The sequence below is a fragment of the Klebsiella sp. CN_Kp106 genome, assembly GCF_040064575.1.
GTDB lineage: Bacteria > Pseudomonadota > Gammaproteobacteria > Enterobacterales > Enterobacteriaceae > Klebsiella > Klebsiella michiganensis.
Genome location: NZ_JBEAIG010000007.1, coordinates 58019 through 72700, shown reverse-complemented (window position 1 = coordinate 72700; position 14682 = coordinate 58019). Strand labels below are relative to the sequence as shown.

The following is a 14682-nucleotide window of genomic DNA, read 5'->3' as shown; positions in this document are numbered from 1 at the left end:
CCTTATCCCTTATCGGCTTTTAAAAACGTGGTGATACAGGCGTTCGGCTCTTCCGGCGTCATCTGCGCCGTCACCGCCACGCCTTTTTCCAGCAGCGCGTTGATGGCCGCAATCTCAGCATCGTTGACGCTGACCGAGCGTTTGATCTGGCGGCGATCGTCTTTGTTGGACATATTGCCGATATTGAGCTGGGGGAGGGCAATCCCGGCGTTCATTAGCTTCAGCGCCAGCTCCGGGGTCTTCAGCAGGATCAGTACGCGCTGACCGTCGTAGTTGCCGGCGAGGATATTGGCGCTGGCTTTCTCAAAAGAGAGAATAGAGGTGTTGCAGCCTTCCGGGGCTGCACTGCGCAGCAGCATTTTCTCTACGTCGTTTGCAGCTACGGCGTCGTCAATCACCATAATACGGTTGGCGTTGAAGTGGCTTACCCAGCGGGTGGCCACCTGGCCGTGGATCAGCCGGTCATCGACACGAATATGCACAATACCTTTCATGATAAGTTCCTTAAATCAATGTGTTACTTAACCGAGAATATTCAGGTTGTAGCCGATAATACCTAAAGCAATCAGGACAAAAATGACCCGAGTCGAGTTCATCTTTTTGAGCCCCAGCAGCCACCAGGTGAACCCCACAACCAGCAGCGGAATAAGCCCGGGCATAATCTGGTCGGCAATGCTCTGCAGCTTGAGCGACACTTCGCCGTAGCTGAATTCGAAATTAAGATTCGCCTTCACCACCGAGGGGATAAGCGCCCCGATAACCGTCAGTCCGAGAATATTGGCTGCGCGGGTAATTTTGTTGAGGCTATTGGTCAAAGACCCCAGCAGGTTGACCCCTTCCTGATACCCTTTGCTGATGCTAAAGCGCATAAACAGCATGCGAACCAGGGCGAACAGTAGCCAGAGAACAAGCCCCACCGGGTTGCCCTGCAGCGCGAGGTACGACGCGACAGAACCGATAATGGTGGTCGGAATAACAAAGAACAGCGTATCTCCGATGCCCGCCAGAGGCCCCATCAGACCGGTTTTGATCCCGGCAACCGCATCTTTGCCCGCAAGCCCGGTCTGCTCTTCCAGGGCGATGTTCACCCCGAGGATCCCCGGCGCCATGGTGTTGTTGGTGTTAAAGAACTGGCTGTGTACCTTCGCCGCGTCCTTCTGCTCTTCGGGTTTTGCGTACTTTTTCTCAAGGAACGGATAGATGCTGTACAGATAGCCCAGACCCTGCATTTTTTCGTAGTTCCAGCCTGACTGACCGAACAGGAACCAGCGCCAGAACACGCGTTTTAATACTTTATTCATCGCCCATTGCTCCATTTGCCGGGGATTCGGTAGTTTGCGTTACCTGTTTTTCTGAGTTGAAGACGTAAAGCGCAATTGCCAGACCCAGCAGCGCGGCGCCCAGCACCGGCACTTTCAGATAGGCCGCCAGGAAAAAGCCCAGAATCAGAAACGAGATGTTTTTCTTAATCGGTAAATAGCGCAGCAGGATGGAGATACCCAGCGCAGGCAGTAGGCCACCGGCGACTTTAAGACCGTTCATGATGGACGCGGGGATCCAGGTCACGACGTCATTAACAAAGGTTGCCCCGAGGATCAGCGCCAACAGCACCGGCAGCATACGCGAGAGCGAAATAGGCACCTGGCCCAGCAGGTTCATCCTGGCCGCCGCCTTCACCTGACCCTCTTCAATCAGCCTGTCGGCCTTATGATGTATAAAGGTGTTGCTGAAGCGGGCGAGGATATCCAGCTGTACCATTAAGAGACCAATCGGCACCGCAATGGTGGCGCCAAACGCCGCGCCCTGGCCGCTGATGATCGCGAAAGTGGTACCCAGCACCGCACCGGTCATGTAGTCCGGGATCGACGCGCCGCCGAAGTTGCCCACGCCCAGTACCAGCAGGTTCAGGGTGCCGCCGACGATAAGCCCGGTGGTCATATCGCCCATAATGAGACCGGCAAAGAAGCCCGCCATGCTCGGTTTCACTAACCCAAGCGTCGTGTTGTTGCCGTCGTATATCGCCAGCCCTGAATAAAGCGTCAGTAACGCTATCTGCCAGACCGCAATGTGCTCCATTTTTTACTCGTCTCCGTCGTCTGTGTGGGCGGCAAGCGCTGCCTGCTGTAAATGGTAAATACCATCACGCGCCGTAGTTATTATTTCATTCAGCGAGGCTGGCGAGTGACTTTCATCAATTGCCATGGCCATTTCCAGAATTAAGTTTAAATTCATCCCAGAGAGTAGGGTGATATTATTCCATAGGTTGTTAGTGACAATAATCTCCATTGCGGAGTTATACGGCGAACCACTTTTTAAATCAGAGAGGATAATAATTTTGGATTTTGCTGCGCTAAGGATGGTGATTTTATCGAGAAGTTCCTGTTTAAATACTGCTATCCCTTTCTCACCATCCAGTTCAACTACATGAAGGTTTGGCTGCGCTCCGAGTATTAATTCTGTGGCCTGTCTGGCACCGCTGGCGAAACCCCCATGAGAGATTAATAATAATTGGTTCATCCTGCCCCCTTATCTGGCGTTCTTATTTCAATATAAAATGATTCTAACCGTTTCCAGGTCTCAATATATTCAATCACCTGACCTTGCTCGTCGTGGGTATAGCGTTTCATCATGATAACGGGCTGGTGAGCCGTGAGCTCAAGGTGCTGCAGGACTTCTGGCGCAGCATCGGTCAGGGCGCAGATGGTCTGCCGATAGGGCATGGTGTACATATCAAGACCATTGTTAACCTTAAAAGCCTCATAAATAGAGCTGAGTACCGAATTCTTAATCGTCAATTGACTGGCGAAGTAGCGGGCCGGAATATGCGAAATCTGTAATGCATAAGGTTTGTTATTATCAAACTTTAAGCGCGCAATACGATAATATCTTTCATCATCATTTAACCCGAGTTTTTCTTTAATACACGGATCGTTTTCCAGTTCACAGGCGATAACTTTAACCGACTGCATGCCTTTTAAATCGTTATCTGATTCTGAGAAAATAATGTTCTCATTACGTTTGGCTTTCGAAACAAAAGTGCCTTTACCCTGATAGCGAATCAGGTAGCCTTCATTGACCATTTCGTGAATAGCGCGAATAACCGTGGCGGAACTGACGGAGTAACGCTCTTTTAATTCCGACTCACTGTAGAATTTTTCCCCGGGTTTAAAAGTACCGTTTCTTATTTCATCTAACAGTGCTGCCTTTATCACCTGGTATTTCGTTGACTGTGCCGTTGCTTTCATTGTTTCGCCAGTTTCTGTTTACATTTATTTTATTTCGTAGGCTTACGATACCCGTACCCGATTGTCCGATCAACCTCTCAACCCAACTTAACCGGTTAACCTGTTAAGTTATTTCCTGGACTGTGATGCATTTCGCAATTTCGCCCCGACGGAGGGGGCAGGGGCGAGGAATTTTTGCCGCAGCGGCCGGGCGTGAACGCAAACTGATTGCCGCGCTATTGCGCTGGCGAGCTGAGAAAACGGAGCGCCCGCATTCAACAACCCCGGCCAGTACATCGCGCGGGGTTTTCTTTTTACAGGGCGCCATTGTGGTGCTTGCGTGCCCTAACGCAGCTGCGCGCAGGCTTCGGCAATCCGCTGACAGGCCTGCGTCAGCAGCCCATCTTCCACCGCGTAGGCAATACGTAAATACCCCGGCATGCCGAATGCGGACCCGTGTAACACGGCCACCTGAGTGTGTTCTAACAGCCAGTTCGCCAGTCCGCTGTCGTCGCGGAGAGTTTCGCCGGTGGGCGTCACTCGCCCAATGAGCCGCTGGCAGTTGGCAAACACATAGAATGCGCCCTGGGGAATGCCAGCGCTCAGGCCCTCGGTGGCGGCAATCATCCCCAGCACCTGCTGACGGCGCTTATCCAGCGTGTGCAGCCAGCCGTCTAAGAAGTCCGCCGAATGGTTAAGGGCAGCGACCGCCGCAGCCTGCGAAATCGCGCTTGGGTTGGAGGTGCTTTGTGATTGCAGGATCTGCATGGCGGCAATGAGCCACTGCGGCCCACCCGCATAGCCCAGACGCCAGCCGGTCATGGCGTGGCTTTTGGACACGCCGTTCACCGTCAGCGTACGCGAAACCAGCTGCGGCGCGGCCTGAGCAAACGTGGTGAACGGGGTATTGTCGTAACGCAGCGGCTCGTAAATGTCGTCGGCCATCACCAGCACCTGCGGGTAGTCCGCCAGCACGTCTGCCAGCGCGCGCAGCTCCCGTTCGCTGTAAATCGCCCCGGTCGGGTTGCCCGGCGAATTGAGGATCAACCAGCGCGTTGACGGGGTGAGGGCGGCGGCCAGTTGTTCCGGCGTCAGCTTCCAGCCGTGTTGTTCATCGCAGGGCACAATCACCGGTTCGCCGTCGGCCAGAGAGACCATATCCGGGTAAGAGACCCAGTAGGGCGCGGGAATAATCACCTGCTGCCCGGCGTCCAGGGTTGCCAGAAAGGCGTTGAAAATAAGCTGTTTGGCGCCGCTCCCGGCGATGATCTCTTCCGGACGGTAGCGCAGCTGATTGTCGCGAGCGAACTTGGCGGCAATGGCCGCCTTGAGCGCTGCGGTGCCGGAAACGGCGGTATACTTAGTCTGGTGATGCACGATAGCTTCAATGCCCGCATAGCTAATATGGGGCGGGGTAGCAAAATCCAGTTCCCCTTCGCCCAGGTTGATAACCTGCTTGCCTGCGGCTTCCAGTACCCGTACCTGGTCAGAAATGGCCGCGGTCGGAGAAGGCCGTACGGATTGCATACGACGGGCGATTTGACTGTTATTCATAAATCCTCTTTTGTATCTAATGATTCAATTAATACAATTAGGTACCCAACATCAGCAGGAAACTCGCCGTGTCACCGATCTTTATTCTCGATAACAGCTCCGCGCCCGCCCGCTACGGTATCACCGCCAGCCTGTGGGCCAATCGTCTTGGGTTGCCCCTCTGGAGCCTTCGCCCCGACTTCGCCGGGGATGTACCCGATAGCCACCAGCACGTCATTCGTGCAGGGTACTGCGTGACCAGCGGCCTCTGGCGCAGCGATACGCTGCGTGAAGAGGTGCGCGATATCGCCCGCCTGCCGTCATCAGATGCCGTCATTGTGCTGGCGTCCTCGCAGGCGCCGCTTATCGCCGACCTGCCTGGCCAGCGGCTTTACAGCGACGACAGCCGCCACCGCCTGACGCTCAGCGATGGGCAACACACGCTGTTAGATCTCACCACCGACCGCTACGGCCGCTGGGATAGCGGCGTGTCGTCGTCTGCCGGCGGGTCCTTGCGCATCGCGCTGATTGGCCGCGAGGCGGACCACCGTCTGGTCTATCCCGCCACGCTCGGCTCGCTGGGCGATGCCGCGGCGTCGCTGGGGCTGAACCTGGAGGTCCATTTCTTTGCGCCGGTCAGCCTGTCCACGGGATTACACGAGCTTCAGGCCTTCCAGGGCGTGGTGCTGCCAGGCGGTTCCTCGATGGCGGCGGTCAACGGACAAATCCGCGTGGCGGAAGAGACCCTGGCCCGCGGGCAGCCAACGCTGGGGCTGTGCCTGGGAATGCAGAGCATGATGACCGCAGCCGTGCGCCGAAGCCCGGGTTTCGAATCGGCCATTCCCGCGGAAGTCGCCCCCGATGAAGCCCTGCACAGCTTTGTTCCCTTTGCCGATGGCCGTCATCGCTGCGGCGTATTCCCTTTTTCCTCCGGGCTTATCCCCGGCGATATCCGCGAAATGCACTACAACCATCGCTACTGCTTTAACCCCGAGTTATTGCCGGCGCTGTCTCCCGGCGGGGTCAGCGTGAGCGCGCAAAGCGACGGTATCGTGGAAGCCGTTTCCCAGCCTGAGCTGCCGTTCTGGCACGGGGTTCAGGGGCATCCGGAACTGATGTCCCGCCCGGATGCGCCCCATCCGCTGTTCGTCGCGTTCCTACAGGCGGCGCTTAACGCGCCAGCGTAACCCCGCTGCGATGGTCGCTGGCAAGCTCCTGCATTACGCGGGTCAGCTCTGCCAGCGCCGCGTCGCCGATCGGTTTTAACGGTGCGCGTACGGTGCCGCCGTTAAAGCCGCGCAGCGCCATCGCCGCTTTCACCAGCTGCGGCTGACCGTGTTTGCGCGCCAGCGCCCGATACGCGTACCACAGCTGATGCAAATCGCGGGCGGTGGCGGCGTCGCCCCGTTCTACGGCGCGGAAGGTATTGACGATCAGCTCCGGCAGCGCGCCGCTGTTGGTCGTGCTGATGCCGTCAAACCCGGCCATCATCGGCCCGAGGAAAGCCAGATCGGAGGCACAGAACAAACGCAGCCGCCCGCGCAGGCGGTTGGCAATCTGATCGATGGCGGTTGGGTTGAGATCGCCCTGTTTGATGCCGACCACGTTCGGGATCTCTGCCAGCCGTTCCAGCAGCGCCGGGGAGAGGGTGATGCCGATGCCCGGCGCGTTGTACACCAGAATGCCGGTTTTGGATAACGGCGCCATCTCATTGAAGTAGCTGACGATCTGTTCGTCAGTGATTTCGCTAACAAAGGGGGCGGTGACCATCGGCAGCCCGCCCAGTTCGCTTGCCAGCAGGGTCAGCTCGCGGGCGTCGCGCGGGTCGGAACTGGCGCTGCACAGCATCACCGCCACGCGGTCGTCCACGCAGCCCATCACCTCATGAAACAGCTCGCGGCGTTCTTCGACGGTCATTACCGGAAACTCACCGTAGGTGCCGCCAATCAGCAGGCCGTCATAGCCCAGATCAATCACGCGTTCGATATTTTCACGCAGCGCCGGGAAGTCGATCGCGCCGCTGGCGGTGAACGGGGTGACGGTGATGTTGAAAATGCCGCGCAGACGTTCACGGCACTCGTTGATATCTTTCATCTTTCTTTCCTTACAGCAGCGTTAATGGGCGAGCCAGGGAACCCAGCTGGCGATATCCGGTTTCAGTCACCACCACGGTTTCGCTGACGCCGACGGTGAATTGACCGTAGATACGCAGGGCCGGCGGGATGTGGAAGGTCATGCCAGGCTGCAGCTCGGTGGTGACGCCGCTGTACAGGCTGAGAATGCCGCCTTCGCCCCAGTCCGGCGCGAAGGCGATACCGATGGAGTAACCTGTGCGTTTTTTGAAGTTTTCGGTGAATCCCGCGCGGTCGATCACCTTCTGGCAGGCCAGGTGCGGCGATTCGCAGGTGGCGCCCGGACGAATGGCGTCGAGGGCGGCCTGCAGGGCTTCCTGACAAACTTTTTCCATTTCGATGGCGATAGCGGGCGGACGGCCCAGCCAGGCGGAGCGCATCATCGCGGCGTGGTAGCGATCGTGGGCGGCGGACATCTCCAGAAAGACCGGATCGTTATCCTGCATCACCCGACGTCGCCAGGTGCCGTGCGGCACGCCGCTGCGTGGGCCGGTAGAAACCAGCGGTTCCATGCCGACATACTCGGAACCGGCGGCAATAGCGGCCCCCATCATCGCGGAGACCAGCGCGTTTTCGTCCGCGCCGCTGCCAATCGCCGCCATCCCGGCGCGCATGCCCGCATCCACATAGCGCGCCGCGAGGGCGATTTTTTCCACCTCCGCCGCCGATTTCACCGCGCGCAGCGGTTCGATGACGCCCGCGGTATCGGCGATGGTGCCGAGCTTCGCCTGCAGGGCTTCATAGACGGCAATCGGCAGGAACCAGCCGCGTTTGTCCAGCCCAATGCGTTTGTTGAGCCAGCCGCGCTGTTGCAGCATGCCCACCAGAAAATCCACCGGGTTATCGCCATCCTGGTAGATGGCGGCGTCTGAAATAAAGGTGTTGGCGATAAAGTTAAAGTATTCGAGCTGGCGAATCACAAAGACCGGATCCCCTTCTACCGGCAGCAGCAGCGCCTGAAAGGTGTAATAGCCCGGCGTTTGCTGACCGGTAAGCCAGAAAATGTTTTCCGGGCCGGTCACGATCATCACGTCCACGCCCGCGCGGCTTAAGCGTTCGCGGGTACGCTGAATGCGCTGCGCATATTCGTCGGCGCGAAAGGCGGACTCGCTGCCCTGAATCACATTGTTAACATCTTGCATCATTAAACTCCTGGAGTAAGTTGGCCCGCGCGGCATCGAACTGCACGCCCAGACCGGGAGAGTCGTTAACGGCGACCATGCCATTGCGGTATTCCAGCCCGCTGACGGGATCGTCGGTTAATCCATCGGCGCCATACAGTTCGGCAAATGCCGGTTGTACCACGCGGCACAGCTGGAGCGCGGCGGCGGTGGCGGCATGGCCTTCATTCATCTGGCCAATCATGAACGGCACGTCGGCGAGTCGCAGACGACCGGCGGCGGCAAGCGTCGGAGCAAGTCCCCCCAATTTCACCAGCTTGAGATGCCCCCACAGCGCACCTTTGGCGGCGATAAGCCGGGTGATGGCCGCCTCGCTGTTGAGGCTTTCGTCGAGCATGATCGGGATGCCGTAGCCGTACAGTTCAGCAAGCTGGCTATCGTTTGCCGGGCTTAACGGCTGTTCGATATAGCTGAGATTCAGCTCGCGCAGATAAGGGAACGCCGCGTGAGCCTGCGCCAGCGACCACTGGCCGTTCACGTCAATCGCCAGCGAAATCTGCTGACCAAACCGCAGCCTCAGCTTTTGCAGGCGGGCCAGGTCGGTGGCGAAATCCGCTACCCCCGTGCGTAACTTCAGCTGGGTAAAACCGCGATCGACATAGCGCTGCGCCTGCGCCAGCATCTCTGCTTCGCTGCCCCAGAACAGCGTCTGATTGGTGTGCCAGGCGGGCAGGCCAGCTGGCGCCCCCAGCCAGGCGGCAACGCTGACCCCGTTCTGACGCGCCATCAAATCGTGCAACGCCATATCCAGCGCCATGCGCGACGGCGGCAGCAGCGTGCGGTCCTCCTCGTGCAGCGCGGCAAGTTGCGCCGCGGGCTCCTGGCGCCAGTCCCAACCGTTGAGACGCTGAAGCAGGTTGTTCAGCACCTGCTCTTCGCGGTAGCCGTGCAGGTAGCGAATGTTGAGACGCACTTCGCCAATCCCCGTCACGCCACGGTCCTCCAGGCGCAACCAGAGGGTGTCGAGCGCCGTCACCGGGCCGGAGGCGGCGGTATGCAGCGTCACGCCGGCGTAATGCAGGTCTCCCCGAAAGAGCTGCGCTTTCATAAATCGGACGCCGGCGGCAGCATGGCGAGCGCAATATCGAGATAGATATCTGCCGCGGCGATAAATTCATCGACGGGGACGAATTCATCGGGCTTGTGGGCCACGGCCAGCGAGCCGGGGCCAATCACCACGCCCTTTGCGCCCAGCGAACGGAAATGCACCAGGTCGCAGCCGCCCTGAAAACCAAACGGGCCGGGTTCGCTCTGTCCGTGACGGCGGCAGGCGGCAAGGCTTTGCTCGACAATGGCTTCGCTGCTGTCGGTTTGCGTCGCGCCGCCGGTGGTGGGCTGCCAGGCGATAATTTCCGCTTCCACGTTTGCCCGCGCGTACGCGTGGTCGAGCAGCTGTTGCAGTTCGGCTTTAACAACCTCTTCGTCTTCCCCCGGTACCATGCGGCGATCGAGCAGCAGCTCGCAGCTGTCTGGCACCACGTTGTCCGCATGGCCGCCGTGGATGCGGGTCACCGTCAGGCTGGCGTTGCCGACCAGATCGTGGCAGCGGCAACGCACCTGCAGGTGGTGGGCCTCTTCGATCAGCCCTAAAAGGCGCGCGGACTGGTAAATGGCGTTAACCCCCAGCTCCGGCGTGCCGGAGTGCGCGGTGACGCCTTTTACCCGCACGCGAGGGCGCAAGCTGCCTTTGTGAGCCGAGAAGGTCGCATTCGATGTCGGCTCGCCAATCACCGCGAAATCAATCGCCGGCGGGGTGTCGCGTACGTAAAATTTCGCCCCTTCGCTGGCGACCTCTTCATCGGCGGTGAACACGCCCATCAAGGTGCCGGACCAGCGCTGACGGTTGGCGGCCAGCAGACGCAGGGCTTCAACCATCGCCACCAGCGGGCCTTTGGCATCGCAGGCGCCGCGCCCGTACAGGCGGCCATCGCGTTCGCTGAGGGTGAAGGGATCGCTCGCCCAGCCGCTGCCCGCCGGAACGGTGTCGATATGGGTGTTGAAGGCGAAGCACGGTCCCGGTCCATTGTGCAGGACGGCGATAACGTTGGTCCGCCCCGGCGCGTATTCGCTAAAGGAGAGATCGAACCCGGCGGTCAGCAGCCAGCCTTCCAGACATTCGGCGGCTTCACGCTCATGGCCCGGTGGATTTTCCGTATTGATGGCAACCAGCGTCGCTAAATCCTTTTTCATTCGTGCGCTGTCAACCTGGTAACTGGACATAGGAACTCCATAATTAATGTAATATTTGCGTCAGGAAGCGCTGCGCGCGCTCGCTGACGTGGCCGGCGAAGAAATCACCGGTGCTGGCGCGATCGATAATTTCGCCGTCTTCCATAAAAAGAATGTTGTTGGCGGCCCGCCGGGCGAAGCCCATCTCGTGGGTCACCACCATGCTGGTCATCCCTTCCGCGCTGAGCTCTGCCATCACTTCCAGCACTTCGCGGATCATCTCCGGGTCGAGAGCTGAGGTAGGTTCGTCGTAGAGCATCAGCTCGGGCTTCATCGCCAGGGCACGGGCAATCGCCACGCGCTGCTGCTGGCCGCCGGAGAGCTCGTCCGGAAAGTGGTCCGCGCGTTCGTTGATGCGCACCTTCGCCAGCAGGTTGTCCGCCAGCGTGCGGGCATCAATGCGGTTCATCCCCAGCACCGTCATTGGGGCCAGCATGATGTTTTCCGCCGCCGTCAGGTGCGAGAACAGCTCGTAGTTCTGGAACACCATGCCAATACGCTGACGCAGTTTGTGCACCGGCACTTCGCCCCGGCTGATGTGCTGGCTGGCGAAAAAGATGTCGCCGCTGTCGGCAGGTGAGAGCATGTTGACGCAGCGTAGCAGGGTGGATTTTCCCGAGCCCGATGGCCCAATCAGCACCACGGTTTCCCCGCGCTGCACCTCAAGTGAGCAGTTCTTGAGCACGGTCTGGCGACCAAAAGTCTTATCAATGCCGATCATCTCCAGCAGCGGTTTCTCGCTCATGGTTCCTCCCGGGCGATTTTCGGTAATTTAAACAGGCGGGTCAGTCGCTTCTGGCTCTTGCTGCGCCGCTGTTTGGGATCCAGTACGCTTTCAAGCCACGACTGGAAGATCATGAACAGGCTGGTGAGCAGCAGGTAATAGAGACCGGCGGCGCAAAGCGCTTCGAAGTAGCGGAAGCTGGCGCTGGCGGTCTGGTTGGCGACCAGCAGCAGCTCCTGAACGGCGATAACCGACACCAGCGCGCTCGATTTCAGCATGCTGATCATCTGGTTACCCATCGGCGGCAGAACGATGCGTGCGGCCTGAGGCAGCACGATTTTTCGCATGATCTGCCCGTGGGTCATCCCGAGCGCCATGCCGGCGGTGCGCTGGCCGCTTTTTACGGCCTGCAGGCCAGAGCGCAGAATTTCCGCCATGTAGGCGCCTTCATTAAGCGAAAGCGCCAGCACTGCACAGGTAAACGCGGAGAAGCGTAAGCCGAAGCCTGGCAGCACGTTGTAGACAAAGATTATCTGGAACAGCACCGGCGTCCCGCGAAACAGCCACAGGTAGAAAAAGGCCAGCCCTCTCCCGGCGCGAAACGGCGCTTCCTGCAACAGCGCCAACACCAGGCCCAGCACCACGCCACACAACAGTGAGCAGAGGGTAATCAGTAGCGTCATCCACGCACCCTGAACAAACTCGGGTGAGAGGAAGTACTGCCACATTAGTTCGATCGACATAGCTTTCTCCGGTTAATGGCAAAACGGTTTAGAAAAGGGCAACGGAGTCAGGGAAGTTCCATTTCTCAATCAATTGTTTATAGGTGCCATTTTTGACGAGACCCTGGAGACCTTTCTCCAGCAGGGCCCGGGTTTCGGTGTCGCCTTTACGCACGGCAAACGCGATATGGGTATCCGCTTCGAATTCGTCGCCAACCGCGGCAAACATGCCCGCTTTTTCGGTTAACAGGGCGACGGTCCCCGGCGTGGAGAGGAACTCGGCATCGGCGCGGCCCTGGGCGACGGCGACGGCGGAGTCGGTGGCGGCGGGGAAGGTCATGACGTTAATGGCCGGTTTTTTGGCGTCCAGGCAGCGCTGGTTGTCTGCCCGGGCCTGGCTCTCTTCGATCCCGCCGAGCGTCACGGCGATGTTTTTGCCGCAGAGGCTCAGGTCGCGTCCGGTGATTTTTGCCGGGTTACCTTTGCTCACCACCACGCGGCTGCCGATTTTCAGATATGGCACGAAGTCGACCTGCGCGGCACGGGTAGGATTGACGTACATGGCGGAGTTGATGATATCGAGACGTTTCCCCTGCAGCGCTGGGATAAGCCCTTTGAATTCCATCGGCATCGGCGCAGGCGTCAGCCGGATCTCTTTGCTTAGCGCATTAATCAGGTCGATATCGAAGCCGGTGAGCTTGCCCTCTTTCATGAACTCAAAAGGCATAAACGTCGCCGCCGTGCCGTAGGTCAGCTTGCCTGGGGCGATGGTTTCCACCGCTGCATGGCTTACCAGCGGAAGTGCGGTCAGCGCGAACATCAAGGTACGCACGCGGCGAAACAGTAAAGAATTGCTGGACATAGTCGTCTCCTGGTTAAGATTTAAATTGAATTTATTGAGTCAATAAATACAATCAAGCGTGTGAAAAAATGTCTCATCCTGGTGCGTATTGCACGCTAATCGTGCAGTCCTTGCTTTGTTTTGCTGCGTTTTGTTGCCCGTGATATTGTATATATCGATCACAACAATGCATTTCAGGGAACCGTTCTCCATGCAGCCTGACTCCACTGCGAGCAGTCGCCGGATTGCCCGGCAAATACTCGACCTGATATCCGAAGCAAAATTCGATCCAGGTCATCATTTACGGGAGCAACATCTTGCCGATGCGCTGGGCGTGTCGCGTACGCCGGTGCGCGCCGGGCTAAAAGAGTTGACCCGAATGGGGGCGGTTGAAGCGCGTCCGAATCAGGGCTTTTTCCTGCTTAAACGCAGCAATGAGCTGGAGCTGCTGGAGATTGAGCAGTCCAAGAGCAATGATCAGAAGCTGTACGAGCAGCTGGTACACGATCGTATTGCGGGTGCGCTGCCGGAATCGTTTACCCAGACCGAAATCAGCCAGCGCTATGATGTCGATCGCGGCGTGCTGACCCGTACGCTGGTGAAGCTATCGGAGGACGGCCTGATTGCCCGTAACGCGGGGCACGGCTGGCGCTTCCTGCAAACCCTCAACTCCGATGTCGCCCTGCGCAACAGCTACGGTTTTCGCCTGATGATTGAACCAACGGCGCTGCTGACGCCCGGCCTGCATGTGGACAGGCAGATGCTTAAACGCCTGCGCGCCCGGCATCTGCGGCTCATCACCCACCCGGACATTACGCAGGTGCCGGCAAAAGAGATTTTCGAAACCGACGCTGAGTTTCACGAGCTGCTGGCAGAAGCCAGCGGCAACCTGTTCGTGTTACAGGCCATTCAGCAACAAAACCGGCTGCGCCGTCTGCTGGAGTTTGGCAGCTATCACAATAAGCGCCGCGTAAAAGCTTGGTGTGAAGAGCATGTTGCCATCATCGATGCTCTGCGAGAGAACAAGCCGGAACTGGCGGCAGAGTTGATGAGAACGCATCTGCAATACGCCTTTGACCAGGTCAATGTTAAAAACGCCCGCGCATAACTGGCATCGTTCTTGCACATGTTGCTTCTGAAAATACAATCAGGAGCACTTATGGATTTTCAGATACAACAACGTGTGGCGCTGGTCTGCGGTGCCGGCAGTGGTCTGGGACAGGCTATTGCCCTGTCCCTGGCGCAGGAAGGGGTGAAGGTGGCGGTCACCGGCCGCAGCGCGGAAAAACTGGCGCAAACGGTGGAACGTATCACCTTATTGGGCGGTACTGCCCGCGCCTGGCGGTTGGATCTCGCCGCCCCGGAGCAGTTTGATCGAGTGATTGCCGATATCCGCGAGCGGTGGGGCGATATCGATATTCTGGTTAACAACTCCGGTGGTCCGCCGCCCGCACCGGCGCAGGGGACGGATGGCGCAGTCTGGCAACAGCAGTTTTCAGTCATGGTCGCCTCGTTGATTCAGCTCACCGATAAACTCCTGCCCGCCATGCGCAGCCGCGGCTGGGGACGCATTATTACCACCACTTCATCCGGCGTGATAACCCCCATTCCCGGACTCGCCCTGTCGAACGCGCTGCGCATGAGCCTGCTCGGCTGGTCGAAAACCCTCGCCAGCGAAGTGGCTGGCGACGGCGTGACGGTGAATGTGATGGTGCCAGGGCGCATTGCGACCGACCGCGTCAGTCAGCTGGATGCTCTCAAGGCGCAACGGGAAAACAGCAGTGCGGAAGCGGTCGCCGAAAAGAGTCGTCAGAGCATTCCGGCCGGGCGCTATGGCGAACCGCAGGAGTACGGCGCCGTCGCTGCGTTTCTGGCAAGCCAGCCTGCCGGCTACATTACCGGCGCGGTGATTCGGGTTGATGGGGGATTGATCGGCGCGATTTAGTCACTGAGAATGCGTCATGCCGGTCGGTTTCGCAGTGGACCGGCATGACTGCCTATCAGCCGCTCCGAATGGTTTATTTTGCAGGCAACGAAATCCATTACTGCAAATTTAACCAGCAGGCATTGGGATCGGGTCTGACAGCGATTCATTT

General features: G+C 58.6%; 16 protein-coding genes. 3 read left to right on the top strand and 13 right to left on the bottom strand.

Features of this window, described 5'->3' with window-relative positions; genetic code table 11:
- Positions 1-2: 2 nt before the first annotated feature.
- From ABLU96_RS05575 to ABLU96_RS05550, 6 genes are all read right to left on the bottom strand, one after another.
- Positions 3-494, bottom strand: a complete 492-nt coding sequence (locus ABLU96_RS05575) for a PTS sugar transporter subunit IIB (RefSeq protein WP_014837995.1) — start codon at positions 492-494, stop codon at positions 3-5.
- A gap of 27 nt (positions 495-521) precedes the next feature.
- Positions 522-1301, bottom strand: coding sequence for a PTS system mannose/fructose/sorbose family transporter subunit IID (locus tag ABLU96_RS05570; RefSeq protein WP_014228686.1), 780 nt, complete (start codon positions 1299-1301; stop codon positions 522-524).
- Positions 1294-2076: a PTS sugar transporter subunit IIC gene (locus ABLU96_RS05565; RefSeq protein ID WP_014228687.1), complete on the bottom strand. Its 783-nt coding sequence runs from the start codon at positions 2074-2076 to the stop codon at positions 1294-1296. Before ABLU96_RS05565 ends, ABLU96_RS05570 begins: the two co-directional genes overlap by 8 nt.
- A gap of 3 nt (positions 2077-2079) precedes the next feature.
- A complete protein-coding gene (locus ABLU96_RS05560; protein ID WP_014228688.1) occupies positions 2080-2517 on the bottom strand; it encodes a PTS fructose transporter subunit IIA in 438 nt (145 codons plus the stop codon).
- Complete coding sequence (locus ABLU96_RS05555) at positions 2514-3245, bottom strand: GntR family transcriptional regulator (protein ID WP_348862369.1); 732 nt, start codon at positions 3243-3245, stop codon at positions 2514-2516. The genes ABLU96_RS05560 and ABLU96_RS05555 overlap by 4 nt, the downstream gene beginning before the upstream one ends.
- A gap of 324 nt (positions 3246-3569) precedes the next feature.
- Positions 3570-4778: a pyridoxal phosphate-dependent aminotransferase gene (locus ABLU96_RS05550; protein ID WP_014837999.1), complete on the bottom strand. Its 1209-nt coding sequence runs from the start codon at positions 4776-4778 to the stop codon at positions 3570-3572.
- A 68-nt stretch (positions 4779-4846) separates the two neighbouring features.
- Between ABLU96_RS05550 and ABLU96_RS05545 the strand changes: the two genes are divergently transcribed.
- Positions 4847-5944, top strand: coding sequence for a CTP synthase (locus ABLU96_RS05545; RefSeq protein WP_048263177.1), 1098 nt, complete (start codon positions 4847-4849; stop codon positions 5942-5944).
- Here the strand turns inward: ABLU96_RS05545 and ABLU96_RS05540 are convergent.
- Genes ABLU96_RS05540 through ABLU96_RS05510 form a run of 7 tightly spaced genes read right to left on the bottom strand, consistent with a single transcriptional unit; the run spans position 5928 to position 12607 of the window.
- Positions 5928-6851, bottom strand: a complete 924-nt coding sequence (locus tag ABLU96_RS05540; RefSeq protein WP_004849574.1) for a dihydrodipicolinate synthase family protein — start codon at positions 6849-6851, stop codon at positions 5928-5930. The genes ABLU96_RS05545 and ABLU96_RS05540 overlap by 17 nt on opposite strands.
- A 10-nt stretch (positions 6852-6861) precedes the next feature.
- A complete protein-coding gene (locus tag ABLU96_RS05535) occupies positions 6862-8031 on the bottom strand; it encodes a Xaa-Pro peptidase family protein (RefSeq protein ID WP_048263175.1) in 1170 nt (389 codons plus the stop codon).
- On the bottom strand, positions 8018-9118 hold the full coding sequence (locus ABLU96_RS05530; RefSeq protein ID WP_064405581.1) for a mandelate racemase/muconate lactonizing enzyme family protein: 1101 nt from the start codon (positions 9116-9118) through the stop codon (positions 8018-8020). Before ABLU96_RS05530 ends, ABLU96_RS05535 begins: the two co-directional genes overlap by 14 nt.
- Positions 9115-10290 carry a M20 family metallopeptidase gene (locus tag ABLU96_RS05525; protein WP_064405579.1) on the bottom strand — a complete coding sequence of 392 codons (1176 nt, stop codon included), beginning with the start codon at positions 10288-10290 and terminating at the stop codon, positions 9115-9117. Before ABLU96_RS05525 ends, ABLU96_RS05530 begins: the two co-directional genes overlap by 4 nt.
- Positions 10291-10303: 13 nt before the next feature.
- Positions 10304-11044, bottom strand: a complete 741-nt coding sequence (locus ABLU96_RS05520; protein WP_025106180.1) for an amino acid ABC transporter ATP-binding protein — start codon at positions 11042-11044, stop codon at positions 10304-10306.
- A complete protein-coding gene (locus ABLU96_RS05515; protein ID WP_025106181.1) occupies positions 11041-11766 on the bottom strand; it encodes an amino acid ABC transporter permease in 726 nt (241 codons plus the stop codon). Before ABLU96_RS05515 ends, ABLU96_RS05520 begins: the two co-directional genes overlap by 4 nt.
- A gap of 28 nt (positions 11767-11794) precedes the next feature.
- On the bottom strand, positions 11795-12607 hold the full coding sequence (locus ABLU96_RS05510; protein ID WP_064405577.1) for an ABC transporter substrate-binding protein: 813 nt from the start codon (positions 12605-12607) through the stop codon (positions 11795-11797).
- Positions 12608-12797: 190 nt separating this feature from the next.
- Here ABLU96_RS05510 and ABLU96_RS05505 point away from each other — a divergent pair, with 190 nt between their 5' ends.
- Complete coding sequence (locus ABLU96_RS05505; protein WP_014838004.1) at positions 12798-13694, top strand: GntR family transcriptional regulator; 897 nt, start codon at positions 12798-12800, stop codon at positions 13692-13694.
- Positions 13695-13745: 51 nt separating this feature from the next.
- A complete protein-coding gene (locus ABLU96_RS05500; protein ID WP_014228700.1) occupies positions 13746-14531 on the top strand; it encodes an SDR family oxidoreductase in 786 nt (261 codons plus the stop codon).
- Positions 14532-14682: the final 151 nt, after the last annotated feature.

What these genes read in the sequence shown, in the direction of transcription:
- ABLU96_RS05575 (WP_014837995.1), bottom strand. Translation starts at nt 494, where the DNA reads ATGAAAGGTATTGTGCATATTCGTGTCGATGACCGGCTGATCCACGGC.
- ABLU96_RS05570 (WP_014228686.1), bottom strand. Translation starts at nt 1,301, where the DNA reads ATGAATAAAGTATTAAAACGCGTGTTCTGGCGCTGGTTCCTGTTCGGT.
- ABLU96_RS05565 (WP_014228687.1), bottom strand. Translation starts at nt 2,076, where the DNA reads ATGGAGCACATTGCGGTCTGGCAGATAGCGTTACTGACGCTTTATTCA.
- ABLU96_RS05560 (WP_014228688.1), bottom strand. Translation starts at nt 2,517, where the DNA reads ATGAACCAATTATTATTAATCTCTCATGGGGGTTTCGCCAGCGGTGCC.
- ABLU96_RS05555 (WP_348862369.1), bottom strand. Translation starts at nt 3,245, where the DNA reads ATGAAAGCAACGGCACAGTCAACGAAATACCAGGTGATAAAGGCAGCA.
- ABLU96_RS05550 (WP_014837999.1), bottom strand. Translation starts at nt 4,778, where the DNA reads ATGAATAACAGTCAAATCGCCCGTCGTATGCAATCCGTACGGCCTTCT.
- ABLU96_RS05540 (WP_004849574.1), bottom strand. Translation starts at nt 6,851, where the DNA reads ATGAAAGATATCAACGAGTGCCGTGAACGTCTGCGCGGCATTTTCAAC.
- ABLU96_RS05535 (WP_048263175.1), bottom strand. Translation starts at nt 8,031, where the DNA reads ATGCAAGATGTTAACAATGTGATTCAGGGCAGCGAGTCCGCCTTTCGC.
- ABLU96_RS05530 (WP_064405581.1), bottom strand. Translation starts at nt 9,118, where the DNA reads ATGAAAGCGCAGCTCTTTCGGGGAGACCTGCATTACGCCGGCGTGACG.
- ABLU96_RS05525 (WP_064405579.1), bottom strand. Translation starts at nt 10,290, where the DNA reads ATGTCCAGTTACCAGGTTGACAGCGCACGAATGAAAAAGGATTTAGCG.
- ABLU96_RS05520 (WP_025106180.1), bottom strand. Translation starts at nt 11,044, where the DNA reads ATGAGCGAGAAACCGCTGCTGGAGATGATCGGCATTGATAAGACTTTT.
- ABLU96_RS05515 (WP_025106181.1), bottom strand. Translation starts at nt 11,766, where the DNA reads ATGTCGATCGAACTAATGTGGCAGTACTTCCTCTCACCCGAGTTTGTT.
- ABLU96_RS05510 (WP_064405577.1), bottom strand. Translation starts at nt 12,607, where the DNA reads ATGTCCAGCAATTCTTTACTGTTTCGCCGCGTGCGTACCTTGATGTTC.
- ABLU96_RS05505 (WP_014838004.1), top strand. Translation starts at nt 12,798, where the DNA reads ATGCAGCCTGACTCCACTGCGAGCAGTCGCCGGATTGCCCGGCAAATA.
- ABLU96_RS05500 (WP_014228700.1), top strand. Translation starts at nt 13,746, where the DNA reads ATGGATTTTCAGATACAACAACGTGTGGCGCTGGTCTGCGGTGCCGGC.